The sequence below is a fragment of the Yersinia aldovae 670-83 genome, from assembly GCF_000834395.1.
GTDB lineage: Bacteria > Pseudomonadota > Gammaproteobacteria > Enterobacterales > Enterobacteriaceae > Yersinia > Yersinia aldovae.
This window is the reverse complement of record NZ_CP009781.1, coordinates 1,295,989-1,316,166: the sequence shown is the minus strand read 5'-3', so window position 1 is coordinate 1,316,166 and position 20,178 is coordinate 1,295,989. Positions and strand designations below refer to the sequence as shown.

Sequence of the window (20,178 nt, the reverse complement as noted above, 5' to 3'; positions counted from 1 at the left end):
GTTTTGTTCAGAGAAACAGAACCAGCAAAAAAATCATCACAATAATCAGTGAAACGAATATCAGTGACGGTTTTTGCAATAACGACTGTAACGATTCTGGCAGTGCAACAATCAGTGGATTAATCAATGGTTGAACGGGGCGTGGCTCTTCTTCCAGGCGCTGGGCCGAATTTGCCCGGTCTAGCCGGGCGGCAAACAGCACATTGATAATATCGTTCAACTGCGCCTGGGTCAGCGGTGTGGTCAGGGTAGCCTGAAAACGTTTTTGGCTGAAATCAATCAACAGTTGCTGTTCCTGCGCGTCAACAGGCTGCTTTAGCGCTGTTTGCAGGTTAATCAGCGTCGGGGCTGTTTGCTGACTGAGCGCGGTTTTAGTCTGCAAGAACTGGCTGAGTATCTGGAAATGACGTGCTGGCAGTGGCGCTGCGTTTTTCACGCCAATCATCTCAAACAGCGCTTGCCAGATTTTTGCTGGCGATTCACCGGTTGCGGCACTGAGTTTCGCCACCAATGATTGGATATGCTGATGCTCCCCAGGCAATAATGGCCTGTCGGTTATGGTTGTCAGTTGTGGTTGTGGAATATTCAGCGTTCCGGATTGCAGCATTACCAGAACTTGTTGCAATTCAGTGTGGCTTAATTGGCTTAGCACCGTATGACCAAATTGCTGGCGGATGAAATCGCTTACCGCCTGCCGGTTATTGCCTTGCGGCAACAGTTCAGTCAATTGCTGGCGCAGTTGGTGATTAGCGTGATTTTCCTGCACCTGCGACAGACGGTTTTGCAGCAATTGTTCCGCTGGTTGGAAATGGCGTGCCAGAATATCGCTGGTACTGCTAAGGGATAAATCATGGCGTAGGGCGGCCCAGATCTCGGCAGATTTGGTCGGGCTGAGTGCCATAATCCGCACGATCAGCTTCTCCAGCGTGGTGCGCTGTGCTGGCGTAAGTGCTTGATCTTCCACTGGCCCCTGATGGGGCATTTTAGTCGGTGCGACATTGCTATTATTGGCAATGTGAACTCCCGGGCCGTTCAAAGGTTGCATATAACCAGTCCTTCGCTGTGGAAGAAATAAAGGAATACCCGGTGCGGGGCACAGACCTACAATATAATACCTGTAAATGCATCGGCAATATCATATTTTTTAAATAAATGAGTTTGTCATTAACTGTCTTATTGGGTAATTGTTTAGGTACAAACGTTGATAATCCTGATTATGCCGTTAAGATGGGCGTTCAGGATTGAATGGAAATGATTTAACAATTTTAAGATGATTAAACAACGATAATGGTTAAACAACAACGCGCTGCAAAGTGGTTCCTCTGTCTGGCTTGCCTGGTCATACTGGTTTGTATGACACAACGCATTGCCAGCCTGCACGCGTTGGTACAAAACCTTACCCTGACATCATCTTCACAACTCATTGCCGATTCAGACGGATCCCCGGCACCTTGTGAGTTGAGCGCCAAATCCTTACTGGCGTCTCCCCCCGTACTGTTTGAATTAGCCATATTCTCTCTTGGGTTATTACTCCTGCTATTAGTGCCAATCATCCCGGCCAGCATGAGGTTTCCGCCACCCAGAGTCATCTCACCCAGTGGTTTACGGGTGCATCTGCGATTATGTATTTTCCGAGAATAGCCACAGACTTTAACTGACTGTGCACCATAACTCACTGTATTAAATGAATAACGACAGCGATTCACCCATTGCTGTGATTGTTTTATTCTCGGAGAAAGTCATGCTCAATTTACGCAAGGCAGCCTTGTTCTGCCTGTTGCTGCTATGGATGCCGGCCCTGTGGGCGGCGGATAGCGGCTGGTTGGTCAGCCCACAAAATGACCATGCTCAGGTTCGTCTTCGTGCTGAACCCGCTCTCGGTGGTGAAACCCGCCTGTTACTTACTGTTAAGCTGGAAAAAGGCTGGAAGACCTACTGGCGTTCACCAGGGGAAGGGGGGATTGCACCGACCATCCAATGGGAACCCCCACTTAACGCGGTCAAATGGTTCTGGCCGGTACCGCAACGTTTTGATGTTTCTGGGATTTCAACGCAGGGCTATCATGAGCAAGCGGTGCTGCCCATCGTGATTTCCGCCAAAGTACCCAAAACGCTCAGTGGCACATTAACGCTCTCAACTTGTAGTAATGTCTGCATTTTGACTGACTACCCCTTTAGCCTCGACTTGTCTGCGGCGACAAATACTGAGAATTTGCAGCAATTTGAGCACGATTTTGCGCAGGCAATGGGGCAGGTGCCCATCGCTGATGCGTTGACCAAACAGATTCAGGCCGGTTTCGGTCACAGTGAACTGCAAGTTCTGGCGCAGCGTAATGAGGGTTGGCAACAGCCTGAATTGTTCTTTGATACGCTGGAGGACGCCGATCTTGGTAAGCCGATCGTGACGGTACTGGGTAACCAGTTATCGGTGCGGGTCCCGGCAACTGATGGCTGGGGAGAAGAGAGTGCAGACCTGCTTGGTAAGCGGCTGACAATGGTGATTACCGATGGCGGCCTGGCGCAGGAGGCCAGCGTCACTATTGGGCCTGCGCTTACCTTGCCACAGTCATCCGCCACCTTCTGGTCTTGGGTGCTGATGGCGCTGATGGGGGGGCTTATCCTCAATCTGATGCCTTGCGTGTTGCCGGTATTGGCGATGAAACTGGGATCGATTCTTCAGACTGAGCAGCAAAGTCGTCGTCAGGTGCGCTGGCAGTTTATGGCCTCTTCCGCTGGGATTGTAACCTCATTTTGGTTGTTAGCATTGCTGATGACCGCGTTACGCCTTGGTAATCATGCCCTTGGCTGGGGAATACAGTTCCAGAACCCGTGGTTTATCGGTTTTATGGCGCTGGTCACCGCCCTGTTTACCGCCAACTTGTTCGGTTTATTCGAAATCCAGCTCTCTTCTTCGTTTAATACCCGCATTGCTGCTCCCCGTGTGGAGAAATCAGGCGCGCGCGGCATGGCGGGGCACTTCTGGCAAGGGGCGTTGGCGACCTTGCTGGCAACACCTTGTTCTGCCCCGTTCCTTGGCACTGCGGTGGCCTTCGCACTGGCTGCGCCTTTACCGGCATTATGGGGGATATTTACCGCCCTCGGTGTGGGGATGAGCCTGCCGTGGCTGGCGATTGCCGCCTGGCCAAAACTGGCGCTGTGCCTGCCTAGGCCTGGCCGTTGGATGAACCATCTGCGCATTGCTATGGGGGTGCTGATGTTGGCCTCCAGCTTATGGTTACTGAGCCTGATGAGCAGCCACATTGGTTGGTCAAGTGTATTGATTATGGGGGCGATACTTTTGGTGGCGCTGTTGCTGGCTATTGGTTGGCGCTATGGTCCCCGCGCCGCAGCCATTGTCAGTTTGCTCTGCGTATTGGTTGTAGGGGGAGGGCTGTTGACCGGTTCGTTGACTGCCAATTTATGGCGTAAGCCACTGCATGACAATGTTAATTGGCAACCGCTGAGCGAATCTGCCATTAAGACAGCATTGCTGGAGCATAAGCGGGTATTTGTCGATGTCACCGCCGATTGGTGTGTGACCTGTAAAGTTAACAAAATCAATGTGCTGATGCGCGATGATGTTCAACAGGCTCTGCAAGCGCCAGATGTGGTGGCGTTACGCGGTGACTGGACGCGTCCGTCGGCTGAAATTACCGAATTTTTACGGCAACGTGGCAGTGTCGCCATCCCCTTCAATCAAATTTATGGGCCACAGCAGCCGCAGGGCACCGTGCTCTCCCCATTGTTGGATCGTGACGTGCTATTGAACGTTTTGGCCGATGCTAAAGGAAATAAAGAATGAAAATTATAATGGTTTTGTTGTTCGCGCTGACCTCTACTCCGCTTTGGGCGGCAGCTCCTTTTACTCCAGAGCAGGAGCTGCGGATTAAAGCGTTAATTCGTGAAACGATGGTAGCTAATCCCGATATTCTTGAACAATCCATTAACGCGTTGCAGCAACAAGCCAATGAGGTACAGGGGCAGCAAATGGATCAGTTTATCGCCGCCAATAAACAGGTGCTGTTTCAGGACCCCGGAAGCCCACGTTTCGGTGCCGCCGTACCTGTGCTGACACTGGTTTCATTTACTGATTACAACTGCCCATTTTGTAAAACGTTCGATCCGTTGCTGGAAAGAATTGTGAAAGAGTACCCTCAGTTGGCGGTGGTGATAAAACCTCTGCCGTTTAAGGGAGAAAGCTCGGTGACCAGCGCCCGACTAGCACTGACCTTATGGCAACAGCATCCGAATCAATTTATGGCCTTCCATCAGCGTTTGATGGCGAAAAAAGGTTTCCATGATGCTGATAGCCTTGCTGCGGCGCAGAAAAAAACCGGCGTTACGCCAGCTCCATTGAGCGAGCAGAGCTTCGATGTTTTGCGCACTAACCTGAAACTGGCCGATCAACTGGGTATCCAGGGCACCCCTGCGACCTTGATTGGCAATCAGATAGTGCCAGGTGCAATTTCCTATGAGCAACTGGAGGCAATTGTGAAGCAGCAACTGGCACAGGTGGGTAAATGAATCGATTAAAGCGTTGGGGCAAAGAACTGGCTATTTTACTGCTACTGATCGCGGCAGTCTCTTTGGGTATGGACTGGCTACGTAGCCCGCAGGCCCCGGCTGATTGGGGCGATGTGCCATTACAAACGCTGGCGGGGCAGACGGTTTCGCTCAAGGAGATGAGCCAGGAGAAACCGCTGCTTATCTACTTCTGGGCGACCTGGTGTGGTGTCTGTAAATTCACGACTCCCAGTGTCAATCAGTTGGTTAAGGAAGGGGAGAATGTACTGACGGTGGCCCTGCGCTCCGGCGAGGCTCCACAGCTCGAGCGCTGGCTGGCGAAAAAAGGCTATCAGTTGCCGGTGATTAATGACCCCCGTGGCGAGTTATCGGCGCGCTGGCAAATAGGTGTTACACCGACGCTGGTCATCCTCTATCAAGGTAACATGGTGCAAAACACCAGCGGCTGGACCAGCTATTGGGGCATGAAGTTGCGCATGTGGCTGGCCACTTTCTGATTTAACGTTTTTATCGTCTAACCCGGCACATTTATATGCCGGGTTTTTTGTCTGATTGAAAAGTACACATTGAAATCAGATGGTTGACAACGTCAAATAAAGGGCCGTCGTGCACCCAGGTGCAGTAAATCCGCCACTGAAATGTACAGTTGAGAGGCGGCGAGAGGTGCACAAATCGCCGCATTTCATCGCACGATATTCCCGCAGATTAACGCCATAATTGGCCCGAGCTTGTTTTTACGGCGTAACGGCTCTTCGTAACGGCGTGCGCAGGCGCTGGGCTAATATCACCCCCGCAAGGGTTATGCTACCGCCAATCAGGTGGTAGCTGTGCAATTGCTCATGCAGTAAGGTTACTGCAATGATGGCAGTAAAGACCGGTGTCAGGTTCATAAAGATAGACGCGGTATTTGCCCCTAAGCGCATCACTCCCTGAATCCATAAATAAGGTGCCATAATTGAGGCCGGAATTCCGGCAAATAACACTAATGGGATATTCTGCGCGGTCAGTTGTACATCCGAAGCCATAAGAAAATTAGGCAATAACAGCACTACGCCGAAGACGATTTGCATATAAAGAGATTGCCAGTTAGGGAGCGGAATCGACCAGCGCTTAGTCAATACGCCGTATAGGGCATAAGACATCGAGGCGGCCAGCATCATTAATTCACCTTTGCCAATGCCATGTTGCAGTAGCTCTGCCGGGTTCCCCGCGCTGACCAGCCACACTAATCCTCCAAGTGACAGCACGCTACCCAGTGCTATGCCGATGGTGGGCACTACCCGTAATAGCAAAATACTGATAAGCACAGTGAGCAGCGGAATGAGTGAACTGAGAATACCCATAAATAGCGCACTGACACTGTGGGCTGCGTAGTAAGCCAGGCTTTGATACAGCACCATGCCCAACAGACCGAGAATCATTAGTTTCCACCAATAAATACGGACTGCCTGCCAGTTGCGGATAACCCCCATCAATAGAAAAGGGGTGAGTGTCAATAACGCCAGCAGCCAGCGGTAAAACGAGATTGCGGCAGGGTCAATGGCAGTAGCAGAAACCTTGCTGACAACGGCATTGATTGACCAGATGATCACCGCAAACAAGGGGAATAGTGCATTCATGGTAATAATTCTCATCTAAATAATATGTGACGTAGTCTACAGTTGTCTGATTTATTCTATATACTGATAACCAGACAATAATTGCTGTGATTAGGACAATTTCGGCGAGAATTATTTTTACAGGAGATAGCTTACGATGGCTGAACCCTCTTTCCCTGCGGTGATAAACACGGTTGTGCCGAGTTTATCTTTTCGCTGTGAAGAATTTAATGCCAATACTGAATTCCTGCCACACACCCATCCCTACGGGCAATTGATTTGCGTAAAATCAGGTGTGGTGGCTATGAGTATCTCTGGTCAGCGCTTTCTCGCTCCACCGGAATTCAGCGTTTGGATACCTGCCGGAGTGGAGCATTCCAGCTATAACCGTAAGCCGATGCAGTTTCGCGCCATTGATATTGCGTTGGAATTTTGCGATGAGTTACCGGATTCTGCCTGCCTGCTGAATGTTAGCCCAATTTTTAATGCCATTGTCGAGGATTGCTTCTCCCGTGGCTTATTGATGCCGGAGAGTGAACAGGATATACGCTTAGCGCGCGTTTTGATTGATCAACTTCGAGTATCACCAGTACAGCGCACCTATCTGCCGACCTCGCAAGACAAACTGCTGTCGCCCATTTTGGCGGCATTAGAGCGTTGCCCTTCGGATAACACCTCGCTGGCACTCTGGGCCAAACGGGTTTATACCACTGAGCGCACCTTATCGCGCCGCTGCCAGCAAGAGTTAGGCATGGCCTTTAGCGAGTGGCGGCAGCGGTTACGCTTTCTCCATGCTATTTCGTTGTTAGAACAAGGGAAAACCGTGCAAAGCGTGGCGCTGGATGTGGGTTATAGCTCAGCATCCGCTTTTATCGCCATGTTCCAACAAATCGCAGGGACTACGCCAGAACGTTTTCGCCGCTACACTCCCCAGCGTCCTTGACGCCGCAGGGTGTTGGCTGCAACTCTAAACGCTTTGGGTATATACTGAACGCCTACTTTATGGGGCAGTAAACTGCCGGAGAACAAAGTGAAAATTCTGGTCGATGAGAATATGCCGTATGCCGATGAACTATTCCGGCGTTTAGGTCATGTACAGGCGGTACCGGGGCGGCCAATTCCCCGCGATGCCCTGGCTGATGCCGATGCCCTGATGGTGCGCTCGGTGACCAAAGTGAACGAAGCGTTGCTGCAAGGCACCTCAATTGGCTTTGTGGGCACGGCGACTGCCGGTACCGATCATGTCGATGACAACTGGTTACGACAGCAAGGCATTGGCTTCTCTGCGGCTCCTGGTTGCAACGCGATTGCCGTCGTTGAGTATGTCTTTTCTGCCTTGATGATGATGGCTGAACGTGACAGCTTCCAGTTACGTGATAAGACGGTTGGTATTATCGGCGTCGGTAATGTCGGTTCGCGGCTGAATGCACGCCTGCAAGCACTGGGCGTTCGCACATTATTGTGCGATCCTCCGCGTGCCGATCGTGGTGATAACGAAACTTTCTGGCCGTTGGAAAAACTGGTGCGTGAAGCCGATGTGCTCACTTTCCATACTCCGCTGAATAAAAGCGGTGTTTACCAAAGTTTGCACATGGCTGACGACGCATTACTGGCAGCACTGCCCGATGGCCGTATTCTGATCAACGCCAGCCGCGGTGCGGTGGTGGATAACGCCGCACTGTTAAAGGCGCTGGAGCAAGGTAAAAAACTCAGCGTGGTACTGGATGTCTGGGAGCCGGAACCGGAACTATCGTTACCGTTGCTAGCTCGTGTCGATATCGGTACGCCACATATTGCAGGTTATACGCTGGAGGGCAAGGCCCGTGGGACGACACAGGTGTTTGAAGCCTTTAGTCAGCATTTGGGGCAACCGCAATCGGTCGAACTGGCTTCATTGCTACCATCGCCTGAATTCAGCCATGTGCGCCTTAATGGTGCGCTGGATGAAGGCAAATTAAAACGATTGATGCACTTAGTGTATGATGTGCGCCGCGATGATGCGCCATTGCGTCGTGTTGCTGGCATTCCCGGTGAGTTTGACCGGTTGCGTAAGCACTATCAGGAACGGCGCGAATGGTCATCACTTTGTGTCCAGTGCGATGACGCTGCCAGTGCGGAGCTGTTGCAGACGTTAGGGTTTAGTACTCAGTGACGATAAGCCGATAACATATTGATTATTAGGCGGTGTTCTACCGCCTGTTTGTATTTGTATAAATCCTTGTAATTCAATGAATCATTGTGGAGAAAACCAACATGTCTGACGGCTGGAATATTGCTCTGTTAGGAGCAACGGGCGCAGTAGGTGAAGCCTTGCTGGAGCTGCTAAATGAGCGCCAGTTCCCAGTTGGTGAATTGTATCCACTGGCCAGTGAGCGCAGTGCCGGTGCGACCGTGCGTTTTAACGGCAAAAGTCTGCTGGTTGAAAATGCCGCCGAGTTTGACTGGTCCCAAGCCCAGTTAGCCTTTTTTGTCGCAGGGCATGAAGCCTCGCAGCAATATGCCGAAGAAGCGGCAAATGCGGGTTGTCTGGTAATCGACAGCAGCGGCTTGTTCGCAATGGAGCCGGATGTGCCGCTGGTGGTGCCAAGTGTGAATCCACAAGTGCTGGCGGAGTACCGCAATCGCAATATTGTGGCGGTTGCCGATAGCTTAACCTGCCAATTATTGACAGCAATTAAACCGCTGACCGAGCAAGCCGGTTTATCCCGATTACATGTCACCGCGCTGATTTCCGCCTCCGCACACGGTAAAGTCGCTGTGGATGACCTGGCAGGGCAAAGTGCGAAATTATTGAATGGTATTCCTGCCGAACCGGGTTTCTTCCCCAAGCAACTGGCATTTAACGTCTTACCGCTGCTGGCGGATGGCGAGGGCAGTGTGCGTGAAGAGCGCCGCTTAGTGGATCAGGTACGTAAGGTATTGCAGGACGAAGGTTTACCTATCTCAGTGAACTGTATTCAGTCACCGGTATTTTATGGTCAGGCACAGGTGGTACATCTGGAAGCGTTGCGCCCAATGTCGTCTGATGAAGCCCGCAGCGAACTGGAGAATTGCGAAGATATTCAGTTATCTGAAGAAGATGACTACCCCACTCAGGTCAGTGATGCCTCTGGCAGCGATGTGTTGAGTATCGGCTGTGTGCGTAATGACTACGGTATTCCGGAAATTTTGCAGTTCTGGTCAGTGGCCGACAACATTCGTTTTGGCGGTGCGTTGATGGCAATTGAAACGGCGGAGCGCCTGTTGCAGGAGCAACTATACTGATGTCCGAACTTGAGTTGGCTCAGCAAGATACGTTCGTTGAGCAAGAAACGGCTAAGAATGCCGGGCTGAAAATTGCATTGGGTATTGAATATAACGGTAGCCGCTATTTTGGCTGGCAACGGCAGTTGGATGTCGTGAGCGTACAGTCTAGCCTGGAAGCTGCGTTGTCGAAAGTGGCCAATGAACCTATTGGTGTTTTCTGTGCGGGCCGCACTGACACCGGAGTTCATGCTACCGGGCAGGTGGTACATTTTGTTACCCACGCAGTGCGTAAAGATGCGGCCTGGACAATGGGCGTGAATACCCATTTGCCGCCAGATATTGCAGTGCGTTGGGTGAAAACCGTCGATCATGATTTTCACGCACGCTTTAGTGCCACCGCACGGCGTTATCGTTACATTATTTTCAATCATCGTTATCGCCCGGCGGTATTGGCGCAAGGGGTGACCCATTGCTATATGCCGCTGGACGCCGAAAAGATGAAACAGGCCGCGCAGTGCTTACTGGGTGAGCATGACTTTACCTCGTTCCGCGCAGTACAATGTCAGTCCCGCACGCCGTGGCGAAATGTAAAACATATCAAAGTTACCCGACACGGCGCGTATATCGTGGTAGATATCAAGGCCAACGCATTTGTTCACCACATGGTGCGCAATATCGTGGGAAGTTTGATTGAAGTTGGCTGCGGTAATCAAGATGTGACCTGGATGGCTCAGTTGCTGGCACTCAAAGATAGAACGCGCGCCGCTGCAACCGCGAAATCAGAAGGGCTTTATTTAGTCTCGGTCGACTATCCTGAACACTTTGGTTTACCAAAAGTACCGATGGGGCCGCTGTTTCTGGCGGATGATTGAGTTTATTAAAATGATCGATCGTGGCGAATAATAGGTTTGAGTTGAGGCAGACTTCAGGCTAAGGAATACCTAAGGAAGTTCAGCTAATCTCATTCATCTGGTGAGATATTCGTTACGTTTATGACTTGAGAGTATTTATGGAATTTATACGTTTCGTTATTGATTTTATTCTGCATATTGATGTTCATCTGGCTGAACTGGTGGCGCAATATGGCATCTGGGTTTATGCCATTTTATTCCTGATTTTATTCTGTGAAACCGGGTTGGTGGTAACACCGTTCCTGCCAGGTGACTCTTTGCTGTTTGTGGCAGGTGCGCTGGCATCATTACCGTCTAATGATCTCAATGTGCATGTGATGGTTGCCTTGATGGTGGTTGCTGCTATTCTCGGTGATGCTATTAATTATACTATTGGTCGGGTTTTCGGTGAAAAACTGTTCAGTAATCCGGATTCCAAAATTTTTCGTCGCAGCTATCTTGATAAAACCCATCAGTTTTACGAAAAACACGGTGGAAAAGCGATTGTTCTTGCGCGTTTTGTTCCAATTATCCGTACATTTGCCCCCTTCGTCGCCGGAATGGGTAAAATGTCCTACCGCCACTTTGCAGCCTATAACGTGATTGGCGCATTGGTATGGGTACTGTTATTCACCTATGCTGGCTACTGGTTTGGCAACATGCCTTTTGTTCAGGATAATCTGAAATTGCTGATTGTCGCTATTATCGTGGTGTCAATCTTGCCGGGTGTATTCGAGGTTTGGCGGCATCGGCGGGCAGCAGCGCGTCAGAAAAATCAGTAAAAACGTTGCCTAAGCTGCGGGTTCGACCAGTTTTTTATCTACACTGTCGAGCCAATATGGTTTAATGAGTAACATTTATGGTCTGTTCCTGTGGACAACCCGAGTTAAGTGCCTTAGTTACGCCGTATTGGTGTATATCTTAGGCATTTTTTATTGGGGTGTTTTCAGGGAGATGGTTAAAGCATGAACAGCGAACTGGCAACAGCCAGGTTCAAACAGAAAGGTCATCGATGAGCTGGATTGAACGAATTCTTAACAAAAGCAACATCACGCAAACCCGTAAAGCGAGTATTCCTGAAGGGGTGTGGACAAAATGTGATAGCTGTGGCCAGGTACTTTATCGTGCCGAGCTGGAGCGTAATCTGGAAGTTTGTCCTAAGTGTGATCATCATATGCGAATGACAGCCCGAGCACGGCTACATATGCTATTGGATGAAGGCAGTGAAGTTGAATTGGGTAGCGAACTGGAGCCGAAGGATCTCCTGAAATTCAAGGATTCCAAAAAGTATAAAGATCGCCTCGCTGCTGCACAAAAAGAGACGGGCGAGAAAGATGCTCTGGTCGCGATGAAAGGGACTTTAGAGAGGATGCCTATCGTTGCCGTCTCATTTGAATTTGCCTTTATGGGCGGTTCAATGGCATCTGTTGTGGGCGCTCGCTTTGTTCGCGCAGTTGAACAGGCACTGGAGGATAATTGTCCGTTGGTCTGTTTCTCTTCCAGTGGCGGCGCACGTATGCAAGAAGCACTGATGTCATTGATGCAAATGGCAAAAACCAGTGCAGCACTGGCTAAAATGCAAGAGCGCGGTTTACCCTATATTTCCGTGCTGACCGATCCTACTATGGGTGGCGTTTCTGCCAGTCTGGCAATGTTGGGTGATATCAATATTGCGGAGCCAAAGGCGCTGATCGGTTTTGCAGGCCCTCGGGTTATTGAGCAGACCGTACGCGAGAAACTACCGCCGGGCTTCCAGCGCAGTGAGTTTTTGATTGAGAAAGGTGCGATCGACATGATCGTTCGTCGTCCGGTGATGCGCCAGACACTGGCGAGCATCTTGTCTAAATTGACTCATCAGTCGCAGCCAAGCGCGGCTGAAGTCAAAGCCGATGCTGTTACGACAGACAATCAAGCTGATGCCTGATTAACCTAACGGGCATCACCCTAATACGGTGGTGTCCGATTACTGTGCATTGTTGTAGCTTGAGCATTTGTAGCTTTAAAAAAGAAAATGTTTACCCAAAATATATCGAGTTGCAATAAGGCGGCAATTGAGTGACAAATCGGTCGGAGAGCGGTTTGAACAACGCTTGAGCTGGCCCGCAGGGTGAGCCTCAGAGGAGGCTCATAATCCTGATGAGTCGATGCCAGTCAATGATTCGGGTGAATGAAAGCAGCCAACGCATATGCAGCTTGAAGTATGATGGGTATAAAGGCCAGTGGTGGGACTCATGGACAATCATCAAATTCCCCAAGCCACGTCGCCTTTGGCCGCGTGGCTTGACTATCTTGAACGTTTGCATTCTCAGCCCATTGAGCTGGGTTTGGAACGTGTTAAACAGGTTGCTGAGCGTTTGGACTTGCTTAAACCTGCCCCTAAAGTCTTTACCGTTGCCGGCACCAATGGCAAAGGCACCACCTGTTGTACGCTGGAATCCATCTTGCTCGCGGCTGGCCTGCGAGTCGGTGTTTACAGTTCACCCCATCTTTTGCGTTATACCGAGCGCGTTCGCATTCAGGGGCAAGAATTATCTGAGGCGGAACATAGCCACTCCTTTGCACAAATCGAAGCCGGTCGTGCCGGTATCTCGCTGACTTACTTTGAATTTGGTACCTTATCTGCGCTGCAATTATTTAAGCAGGCTAAGCTTGATGTGGTGATCCTCGAAGTCGGGCTGGGTGGGCGGTTGGATGCGACCAATATTGTTGATTCTGATGTGGCTGCTATCACCAGTATCGCAATAGACCATACTGACTGGCTTGGATTCTCGCGTGAGAGCATTGGCCGCGAAAAAGCGGGCGTGTTCCGCGCAGGTAAGCCTGCCGTCGTGGGCGAGCCAGATATGCCGCAGTCAATTGCGGATGTTGCCGCTGAGCTGGGGGCAAAGCTGTATCGCCGCGATGATACGTGGCAATTTAGTCAGCAAAAAAATAGTTGGAGCTGGCAGTGTGTTGGCCATCAATGGGCTAACCTGCCATTACCTAATGTACCGTTAGCCAATGCAGCTACTGCGCTGGCGGTGCTGCATTACTCCGGCTTGCCATTGAGTGATGAGGTTATCCGACAAGGGCTGATGGCCGCAAGTTTGCCAGGGCGTTTTCAGATAGTCAGTGAGCAACCCTTGCTGATTCTGGATGTGGCTCATAATCCACATGCGGCCCGCTATCTGACCGATAAGCTGGCCCATTTGCCGAAACGGGGTAAAGTACGAGCCGTGGTCGGGATGCTCTCAGATAAAGATATTGGTGGTACGCTGGCGTGCCTATCCGAGCAGGTCGATGAATGGTATTGCGCGCCGCTGGAAGGGCCGCGTGGGGCGACTGCGCAGCAGCTAGCCGATCATCTGATGGTGTCTCGTCAGTTTAGCGATGTAGCAACGGCCTGGCGTCAGGCCATGCAAGATTCGGAACGACAGGATGTCGTCATTGTCTGTGGCTCTTTCCATACTGTTGCCCATGTGATGGCGGCAATGGATTTGTAACAGCGTGAGTTTATCAAGGCATTGAATTGGGGAGTGCGAGTGGCAAGTAAGTTCCAGAACCGTTTAGTCGGAACCATCATTCTGGTGGCCTTGGGCGTGATTGTGCTGCCGGGGCTACTGGATGGTAAAAAAAAGCATTATGAGGATGAGTTCGCAGCCATCCCATTAGTGCCAAAACCGGGCGATAGCCAGGAGATTGATGCGGTTGGGCCAGTCAGCCAACCTCTGCCTATTGCTCCACCGGAAGGTGCTGCGCAAGCGGTGGAGCCGCCGAAAGATAATTCGGGTTCTCAGGCCGCGAATGATGCCGGTAATCTACCCGCAGAGCCGACGATAGTGACACCACCACCGCTGCAAAGTAAGCCGGTCGAGGTGAAACCTGTCGAGAAGAAACCGGTCGAAATTAAGCCCACTCCGGTAGAGAAAAAACCGCAGGAAGTAAAACCTAAACCAGAGGTTAAACCTGAAGTTAAACCGGACGTTCAGCCGGAAACCAAACCGGTAGTGGAAGAAAAAGCACCGGCTGGGCAGGCATACGTGGTCCAGTTAGGTGCGTTGAAGAATGCCGCTAAAGTAAATGAAATTGTGGCAACACTGCGTCTGTCGGGCCACCGGGCATTTACCGTGCCTGCAACACCCGTTCAGGGCCAGATAACTCGCGTATTTGTCGGGCCGGATGCGTCAAAACCGAAACTGCAATCGGCCTTGCCAGAGCTTAATTCATTAAGTGGGCTGAATGGGCAAGTGAAGCCTTATGGCACGGCGCGTTAAGAATTGGAGCATTAGGTTGTCCGAGTCCATGCGGTTTTAGTGGCTTCATTTGTGCGGCGATTATTGTTTTTAAAATCGCCGCACTTTAATTTGTCGCTGGGTCGGAAAAGCCCTACGCAAACGTTTTCTTTTTCTGTTAGAATTCGCCGCGAACAGGATGTAGCGGTGATTTCGTCATTGGAATAGTCATGGTCTGGATTGATTACGTCATAATAGGGATTATCGGATTTTCTGCATTGGTCAGTTTGATCCGAGGTTTTGTCCGTGAAGCATTGTCACTTGTAACATGGGGATGTGCGTTTTTTGTTGCCAGTCATTTCTACACTTATCTTGCTATCTACTTCACCCGTTTTGAAGATGAAGTTGTTCGCAACGGAATTGCCATCGGCATTTTGTTCATCGCGACATTGATCGTCGGGGCGATTGTTAACTATGTGATTGGTTCATTGGTAGAACGTACTGGGTTATCAGGAACTGACCGGGTGCTGGGTGTCTGTTTTGGCGCATTGCGCGGCGTACTGATTGTCTCCGCCATGTTGTTCTTTCTGGATACGTTTACCGGTTTCTCACAAAGTGCCGACTGGAAGCAGTCACAATTGATCCCGCAGTTCAGTTATATCATCAGGTGGTTCTTTGACTACCTGCAGAGCACGTCGAGTTTCTTGCCGAATCAATTACCGATTCGGAGCGGCTTATGAGGAAAAGACAACATGTGCGGTATTGTCGGTATCGCCGGTTTTACACCGGTAAACCAGTCGATTTATGATGCGTTGACGGTGCTTCAGCACCGAGGCCAGGATGCTGCGGGCATCGTTACTATTGATGCCCATAATGGGTTCCGTCTGCGCAAAGCAAACGGCTTGGTAAAGGATGTATTTGAAACCCGGCATATGCTGCGCTTACAGGGGAATATGGGGATTGGCCATGTTCGTTACCCGACCGCAGGCAGTTCAAGTGCCTCTGAAGCTCAACCCTTCTATGTTAACTCACCGTTCGGCATTACTCTGGCGCATAACGGTAATCTGACCAACGCTCACCAACTGAGAAAAAAACTATTCGAAGTTTCTCGCCGTCATGTGAATACCACGTCTGACTCAGAAATTTTACTGAATATTTTTGCCAGTGAATTGGACCGTTTCCAGCATTACCCGCTGGAATCTGACAACATCTTTGCGGCCGTGGCTGCAATGCACCAATTGATTCGTGGTGCCTATGCCTGTGTCGCGATGATTATCGGCCACGGTATGGTTGCTTTCCGCGACCCTAATGGTATTCGCCCATTGGTTATCGGTAAACGTACGCTGGCAGATGGCCGCAGTGAGTATATGGTGGCGTCTGAAAGTGTGGCACTGGATACATTGGGCTTTGAGTTCCTGCGCGATGTCGCACCGGGTGAAGCGGTGTATATCACCGAAAAAGGCCAGTTGTTTACCCGTCAATGCGCTGAGAACCCAAAATACAATCCGTGCTTGTTTGAGTACGTTTATTTTGCCCGCCCTGACTCATTTATCGATAAAATCTCTGTCTACAGCGCCCGCGTGCGCATGGGCCAGAAGTTGGGTGTTAAAATTGCTAAGCAGTGGGAAGACTTGGATATTGATGTGGTTATTCCTATCCCAGAGACTTCCTGTGACATCGCGCTGGAAATTGCCCGTATTTTGGATAAACCGTACCGCCAGGGTTTTGTAAAAAATCGCTATGTGGGCCGTACCTTTATCATGCCAGGGCAGCAGGAACGCCGTAAATCTGTACGTCGTAAACTGAATGCCAACCGCGCCGAATTCCGTGGCAAGAATGTGTTGTTAGTGGATGATTCCATCGTGCGTGGAACCACATCAGAACAGATTGTCGAGATGGCGCGCGAGGCTGGCGCAAAAAAAGTTTATTTTGCCTCTGCCGCACCGGAAATCCGTTTTCCGAATGTGTACGGCATCGATATGCCAAGTGCCAATGAGTTGATTGCACATGGCCGCGAAGTGGATGAAATCTGTAAGTTGATTGGTGCTGATGAGCTGATTTTCCAGGATCTTAGTGACCTTATCGAGGCCGTTCGCGAAGATAACCCAGACATCATCCAGTTCGAGTGCTCGGTTTTTGACGGTATTTACGTCACTAAAGACGTAGATCAGAGCTATCTGGAGTATCTTGAGTCGTTACGTAACGATGATGCGCAGGCATTACGTAATCATAACGAAGCAGAAAATCTGGAGATGCATAACGAGGGCTGATACCCCAAGTTACATCCGTAGGTGGCAGAGGCTGTGTGCTGCCACCGCTGGAAAGAGAGTTTGAATCAAAAAGGTGCAACCTACGTTTCGGCGCGGTGCACCTTTTTTGTTATATGGCTTTCAGCCTGCCTGTATCTTGAAATTTATTGGATATAAGATATGGAAGCATGACTTGCTAATCCCTACTTGATGCGGCAAAGTCTGCCGATATTTCTTCATATTGTGCTTTAGTTAAAAAGTGCAATGCCAGCGCGAGGGGCAGTTTTCCATGAAACGACTTATTATCGGCATCAGTGGTGCCAGCGGAGCCATTTATGGTGTGCGGCTCTTGCAGGTGTTGCAGCAGGTCGAGGGGGTGGAAACTCATCTGATTCTCAGTAATGCGGCGCGTCAGACGCTGGCGCTGGAAACCGAATTCAGTGTTAAAGATGTGCAGGCAATGGCTGATGTCGTCCACGATTCACGCGATATCGCAGCCTGTATCTCCTCAGGTTCATTCAAGACTTGTGGTATGGTCATTCTACCTTGTTCAATCAAAACATTATCTGGCATTGTTCATAGTTATACGGACGGTTTACTGACTCGAGCTGCCGATGTGATACTCAAAGAGCGCCGCCCACTGGTACTTTGCGTGCGCGAAACCCCGCTGCATCTGGGCCATTTGCGTCTAATGGTACAGGCTGCTGAACTGGGTGCTGTCATTATGCCGCCTATGCCCGCGTTCTATCATCAACCACAAACTATTCAGGATATTGTTGATCAGACAGTCAATCGTATCGTCGATCAATTCGATATCGAACTCCCTACCGATCTATTTATCCGTTGGCAAGGTCACAGTTAACATTTCTCACTAATTTGATACATTTGTGCAACATCGCACTGAAATGAGGCGGATTATGCACCACAATGATCCTGTTTCACCTTGCGTACTGTGGCATGAATTGCGTATTGGGTTTCTGTTTACAATCTGATGCCTTCGCGTTTATCGATTTTAGTGATGATAGTGCAAGAAAATAGCTGGACGGAACAGAGTTTCCTTCCAGACGATTACTGGCATGATTAGTGCAAATTGATTTATGACAGCTCTGGCTTGTATAGAAATCTAGCGCGCTTTGTGACATCGAAAATCAATTTGAGGGTTACGTATGAATAAGAAGATGTTTGTCCTTCCTTTGGTATTAGCATTAGCTGCTGCGAGCAGTGCTTTTGCTGCTATTCCAAAAGATGTCAAAATTGGAACTGATCCTACTTACGCGCCTTTTGAATCTAAAAATGCCAGCGGTGAGTTGGTGGGTTTTGATATCGATATAGCGAAAGAGTTATGCAAACGTATTGATACTAAATGCACTTTTGTAGAAAGTGATTTCGACGCCTTAATCCCATCACTGAAAGCTAAAAAAATTGATGCCATTATCTCCTCACTCTCTATCACGGAGAAACGCCAAAAAGAAATTGCCTTCACAGACAAACTTTTCGCTGCTAACTCTCGCTTGATCGCGACGCAAGGTAGCAAAGTTGAGCCAACACTCGTTGCCTTAAAAGGTAAGCGTGTTGGGGTATTACAAGGTTCGACTCAGGAAGCCTATGCCAATGCTGAGTGGCAGCCAAAAGGGATTGATGTTGTTGCCTACCAAAATCAGGATCTGATTTATGCTGATTTAGCCTCAGGCCGCATTGACGCTGCATTCCAGGATGAAGTTGCAGCGAGTGAAGGTTTCCTGAAACAAGCGGCAGGTAAAGGGTATGCCTTCGCTGGCCCGTCAGTTAAAAATGATGAATTCTTTGGTGTCGGTACGGGGATGGGGCTGCGTAAAGATGACGTAGAACTGAAAGCTGCGCTGGATAAAGCTTTTGCAGAAATGCGCAAAGATGGCACTTACGATAAGCTCGCGAAAAAATATTTCGATTTTGATGTTTACGGCGGTTAATTCCGTTTGCTGTAACCGCCTCTGCCTAAATTGGGCAGGGGCGGTTATGGGGCAACCCAAAGTCATTAACCAGACTCCTTACTCAGTAACATAGGATAACCCAGATGCTGGATGGATATTCGAAACTGATATTTGAGGGTGCGCTGGTGACACTGGAACTGGCACTGAGTTCAGTGCTGCTCTCGGTGGTTATCGGCCTGATGGGTGCCGGAGGAAAGCTATCATCAAACCGGCTGTTATCTGGTTTATTTGAGTGCTACACCACGTTGATCCGCGGTGTGCCTGATTTGGTCTTGATGCTACTGATCTTTTACGGTTTGCAGATAACCCTAAATAGCATTACTGAATTTTTTGGTTTTGCGCAAATCAATATTGATCCTCTCTCTGCTGGGATAATTACTCTTGGCTTTATTTATGGTGCCTATTTCACTGAAACTTTCCGCGGTGCTTATATGGCGGTTCCTCGAGGGCAAATTGAAGCTGCCACTGCATTTGGTTTCACATCCAGCCAGATTTTTCGCAGAATTATGTTTCCTGCCATGATGCGTTATGCCTTACCCGGTATCGGTAATAACTGGCAGGTTATCCTTAAAGCGACAGCGCTGGTTTCTATTCTTGGTTTGAATGATGTGGTCAAAGCCACACAGTTAGCCGGCAAGGGGACATATCAACCTTTCTTCTTTGCTTTAGTGGCTGGGGCGGTTTACCTGATTTTCACTACACTATCGAACGGAGTGCTGCTGTGGTTGGAGCGGCGTTATTCCCACGGGGTGAAGAGGGCTGAGCTATGATTGATATTCTACATCAATACTGGCAAGCACTGCTTTGGAGTGATGGTTACCGCTTTACAGGTGTGGCTATCACATTGTGGTTACTCATTTCCTCGGTAGTGATGGGGGGGTTAGTGGCCATCCCATTAGCGGTAGCTCGGGTTGATGAGCGGCGCTGGGTTCGTTTACCTGTCTGGTTTTTTACCTATATCTTCCGCGGCACGCCATTATATGTACAATTATTGGTGTTATATTCTGGCGTATACAGTTTGGAGATTATCCGAGGCAATGACCTGCTAAATGCCTTTTTCCGCAGTGGATTGAATTGCACTATTTTAGCTCTCACACTGAATACCTGTGCTTATACTACAGAAATCTTTGCGGGTGCTATTCGTGCAGTGCCACACGGTGAAATAGAAGCCGCCAGAGCCTATGGATTTTCGCGCTTTAAACTGTATCGCTGCATTATTTTACCTTCCGCACTGCGTATTGCTTTACCGGCCTACAGTAATGAAGTTATTTTAATGCTGCATTCTACGGCGCTGGCTTTTACTGCGACAGTGCCGGATATACTGAAAATAGCACGCGATATTAACGCTGCAACTTATCAGCCGTTTTATGCATTTGGTATTGCCGCCGTACTTTATCTGATTATCTCCTATACGTTAATTAGCCTGTTCCGCCAGGCAGAAAAACGTTGGCTGGCCCATATAAAACCTCAGGCATCGCATTAAGTACGGA

At 49.6% G+C, this 20,178-nt stretch carries 20 protein-coding genes; 18 read left to right on the top strand and 2 right to left on the bottom strand.

Annotated elements, in window-relative coordinates; all coding sequences use genetic code 11:
• Window positions 1-7: 7 nt before the first annotated feature.
• Entirely contained in the window at window positions 8-1,045 is a 1,038-nt protein-coding gene (gene flk, locus AT01_RS06040) for a flagella biosynthesis regulator Flk (protein WP_042546479.1), read from the bottom strand.
• 242 nt (window positions 1,046-1,287) lie between these two features.
• On the opposite strand from flk, the gene AT01_RS06035 reads away from it, so the two are divergent.
• The 4 genes from AT01_RS06035 to AT01_RS06020 all read left to right on the top strand — a co-directional run bounded on the left by AT01_RS06035 (window position 1,288) and on the right by AT01_RS06020 (window position 5,021).
• Window positions 1,288-1,641: a hypothetical protein gene (locus tag AT01_RS06035; protein WP_042546478.1), complete on the top strand. Its 354-nt coding sequence runs from the start codon at window positions 1,288-1,290 to the stop codon at window positions 1,639-1,641.
• Between the two features lie 100 nt (window positions 1,642-1,741).
• Window positions 1,742-3,802, top strand: a complete 2,061-nt coding sequence (locus tag AT01_RS06030; protein ID WP_042546477.1) for a protein-disulfide reductase DsbD family protein — start codon at window positions 1,742-1,744, stop codon at window positions 3,800-3,802.
• Entirely contained in the window at window positions 3,799-4,524 is a 726-nt protein-coding gene (locus tag AT01_RS06025; protein ID WP_042546476.1) for a DsbA family protein, read from the top strand. Before AT01_RS06030 ends, AT01_RS06025 begins: the two co-directional genes overlap by 4 nt.
• Complete coding sequence (locus tag AT01_RS06020) at window positions 4,521-5,021, top strand: protein disulfide oxidoreductase (protein WP_042546475.1); 501 nt, start codon at window positions 4,521-4,523, stop codon at window positions 5,019-5,021. The genes AT01_RS06025 and AT01_RS06020 overlap by 4 nt, the downstream gene beginning before the upstream one ends.
• Window positions 5,022-5,258: 237 nt before the next feature.
• Here AT01_RS06020 and AT01_RS06015 read toward each other — a convergent pair whose 3' ends face one another.
• Window positions 5,259-6,143, bottom strand: a complete 885-nt coding sequence (locus AT01_RS06015; protein ID WP_042546474.1) for a DMT family transporter — start codon at window positions 6,141-6,143, stop codon at window positions 5,259-5,261.
• Window positions 6,144-6,279: 136 nt separating this feature from the next.
• Between AT01_RS06015 and AT01_RS06010 the strand changes: the two genes are divergently transcribed.
• From AT01_RS06010 to AT01_RS05945, 14 genes are all read left to right on the top strand, one after another.
• Window positions 6,280-7,065, top strand: a complete 786-nt coding sequence (locus AT01_RS06010) for an AraC family transcriptional regulator (RefSeq protein WP_042546473.1) — start codon at window positions 6,280-6,282, stop codon at window positions 7,063-7,065.
• An 87-nt stretch (window positions 7,066-7,152) separates the two neighbouring features.
• Window positions 7,153-8,274 carry a 4-phosphoerythronate dehydrogenase PdxB gene (gene pdxB / locus AT01_RS06005; RefSeq protein ID WP_042546472.1) on the top strand — a complete coding sequence of 374 codons (1,122 nt, stop codon included), beginning with the start codon at window positions 7,153-7,155 and terminating at the stop codon, window positions 8,272-8,274.
• A 101-nt stretch (window positions 8,275-8,375) separates the two neighbouring features.
• Window positions 8,376-9,386 carry an aspartate-semialdehyde dehydrogenase gene (locus AT01_RS06000; protein WP_042546471.1) on the top strand — a complete coding sequence of 337 codons (1,011 nt, stop codon included), beginning with the start codon at window positions 8,376-8,378 and terminating at the stop codon, window positions 9,384-9,386.
• Entirely contained in the window at window positions 9,386-10,240 is an 855-nt protein-coding gene (truA, locus tag AT01_RS05995; RefSeq protein WP_082039552.1) for a tRNA pseudouridine(38-40) synthase TruA, read from the top strand. The genes AT01_RS06000 and truA overlap by 1 nt, the downstream gene beginning before the upstream one ends.
• A 137-nt stretch (window positions 10,241-10,377) precedes the next feature.
• Entirely contained in the window at window positions 10,378-11,040 is a 663-nt protein-coding gene (locus tag AT01_RS05990; protein ID WP_042546470.1) for a DedA family protein, read from the top strand.
• A gap of 230 nt (window positions 11,041-11,270) precedes the next feature.
• Entirely contained in the window at window positions 11,271-12,182 is a 912-nt protein-coding gene (accD, locus tag AT01_RS05985; RefSeq protein WP_042546469.1) for an acetyl-CoA carboxylase, carboxyltransferase subunit beta, read from the top strand.
• 307 nt (window positions 12,183-12,489) lie between these two features.
• Complete coding sequence (folC, locus tag AT01_RS05980) at window positions 12,490-13,740, top strand: bifunctional tetrahydrofolate synthase/dihydrofolate synthase (RefSeq protein ID WP_042546468.1); 1,251 nt, start codon at window positions 12,490-12,492, stop codon at window positions 13,738-13,740.
• Between the two features lie 39 nt (window positions 13,741-13,779).
• Window positions 13,780-14,511 (top strand): cell division protein DedD, encoded by a 732-nt coding sequence (gene dedD, locus AT01_RS05975; protein WP_042546467.1) that lies wholly within the window; start codon window positions 13,780-13,782, stop codon window positions 14,509-14,511.
• Window positions 14,512-14,699: 188 nt separating this feature from the next.
• A complete protein-coding gene (gene cvpA / locus AT01_RS05970; protein WP_004702937.1) occupies window positions 14,700-15,209 on the top strand; it encodes a colicin V production protein in 510 nt (169 codons plus the stop codon).
• Window positions 15,210-15,221: 12 nt separating this feature from the next.
• On the top strand, window positions 15,222-16,739 hold the full coding sequence (gene purF / locus AT01_RS05965) for an amidophosphoribosyltransferase (protein ID WP_004702938.1): 1,518 nt from the start codon (window positions 15,222-15,224) through the stop codon (window positions 16,737-16,739).
• A 268-nt stretch (window positions 16,740-17,007) separates the two neighbouring features.
• Window positions 17,008-17,580 carry a UbiX family flavin prenyltransferase gene (locus tag AT01_RS05960; protein WP_042546466.1) on the top strand — a complete coding sequence of 191 codons (573 nt, stop codon included), beginning with the start codon at window positions 17,008-17,010 and terminating at the stop codon, window positions 17,578-17,580.
• 304 nt (window positions 17,581-17,884) lie between these two features.
• On the top strand, window positions 17,885-18,667 hold the full coding sequence (gene hisJ / locus AT01_RS05955; RefSeq protein WP_004702942.1) for a histidine ABC transporter substrate-binding protein HisJ: 783 nt from the start codon (window positions 17,885-17,887) through the stop codon (window positions 18,665-18,667).
• 104 nt (window positions 18,668-18,771) lie between these two features.
• Window positions 18,772-19,458 carry a histidine ABC transporter permease HisQ gene (locus tag AT01_RS05950; RefSeq protein WP_042546465.1) on the top strand — a complete coding sequence of 229 codons (687 nt, stop codon included), beginning with the start codon at window positions 18,772-18,774 and terminating at the stop codon, window positions 19,456-19,458.
• On the top strand, window positions 19,455-20,171 hold the full coding sequence (locus tag AT01_RS05945) for an ABC transporter permease (RefSeq protein ID WP_042546464.1): 717 nt from the start codon (window positions 19,455-19,457) through the stop codon (window positions 20,169-20,171). The genes AT01_RS05950 and AT01_RS05945 overlap by 4 nt, the downstream gene beginning before the upstream one ends.
• Window positions 20,172-20,178: the final 7 nt, after the last annotated feature.

Excerpts from the sequence above, each read along its gene's own strand:
- flk (WP_042546479.1), bottom strand. The coding sequence starts at position 1,045 with ATGCAACCTTTGAACGGCCCGGGAGTTCACATTGCCAATAATAGCAAT.
- AT01_RS06035 (WP_042546478.1), top strand. The coding sequence starts at position 1,288 with ATGGTTAAACAACAACGCGCTGCAAAGTGGTTCCTCTGTCTGGCTTGC.
- AT01_RS06030 (WP_042546477.1), top strand. The coding sequence starts at position 1,742 with ATGCTCAATTTACGCAAGGCAGCCTTGTTCTGCCTGTTGCTGCTATGG.
- AT01_RS06025 (WP_042546476.1), top strand. The coding sequence starts at position 3,799 with ATGAAAATTATAATGGTTTTGTTGTTCGCGCTGACCTCTACTCCGCTT.
- AT01_RS06020 (WP_042546475.1), top strand. The coding sequence starts at position 4,521 with ATGAATCGATTAAAGCGTTGGGGCAAAGAACTGGCTATTTTACTGCTA.
- AT01_RS06015 (WP_042546474.1), bottom strand. The coding sequence starts at position 6,143 with ATGAATGCACTATTCCCCTTGTTTGCGGTGATCATCTGGTCAATCAAT.
- AT01_RS06010 (WP_042546473.1), top strand. The coding sequence starts at position 6,280 with ATGGCTGAACCCTCTTTCCCTGCGGTGATAAACACGGTTGTGCCGAGT.
- AT01_RS06000 (WP_042546471.1), top strand. The coding sequence starts at position 8,376 with ATGTCTGACGGCTGGAATATTGCTCTGTTAGGAGCAACGGGCGCAGTA.
- truA (WP_082039552.1), top strand. The coding sequence starts at position 9,386 with ATGTCCGAACTTGAGTTGGCTCAGCAAGATACGTTCGTTGAGCAAGAA.
- AT01_RS05990 (WP_042546470.1), top strand. The coding sequence starts at position 10,378 with ATGGAATTTATACGTTTCGTTATTGATTTTATTCTGCATATTGATGTT.
- accD (WP_042546469.1), top strand. The coding sequence starts at position 11,271 with ATGAGCTGGATTGAACGAATTCTTAACAAAAGCAACATCACGCAAACC.
- folC (WP_042546468.1), top strand. The coding sequence starts at position 12,490 with ATGGACAATCATCAAATTCCCCAAGCCACGTCGCCTTTGGCCGCGTGG.
- cvpA (WP_004702937.1), top strand. The coding sequence starts at position 14,700 with ATGGTCTGGATTGATTACGTCATAATAGGGATTATCGGATTTTCTGCA.
- purF (WP_004702938.1), top strand. The coding sequence starts at position 15,222 with ATGTGCGGTATTGTCGGTATCGCCGGTTTTACACCGGTAAACCAGTCG.
- AT01_RS05960 (WP_042546466.1), top strand. The coding sequence starts at position 17,008 with ATGAAACGACTTATTATCGGCATCAGTGGTGCCAGCGGAGCCATTTAT.
- hisJ (WP_004702942.1), top strand. The coding sequence starts at position 17,885 with ATGAATAAGAAGATGTTTGTCCTTCCTTTGGTATTAGCATTAGCTGCT.
- AT01_RS05950 (WP_042546465.1), top strand. The coding sequence starts at position 18,772 with ATGCTGGATGGATATTCGAAACTGATATTTGAGGGTGCGCTGGTGACA.
- AT01_RS05945 (WP_042546464.1), top strand. The coding sequence starts at position 19,455 with ATGATTGATATTCTACATCAATACTGGCAAGCACTGCTTTGGAGTGAT.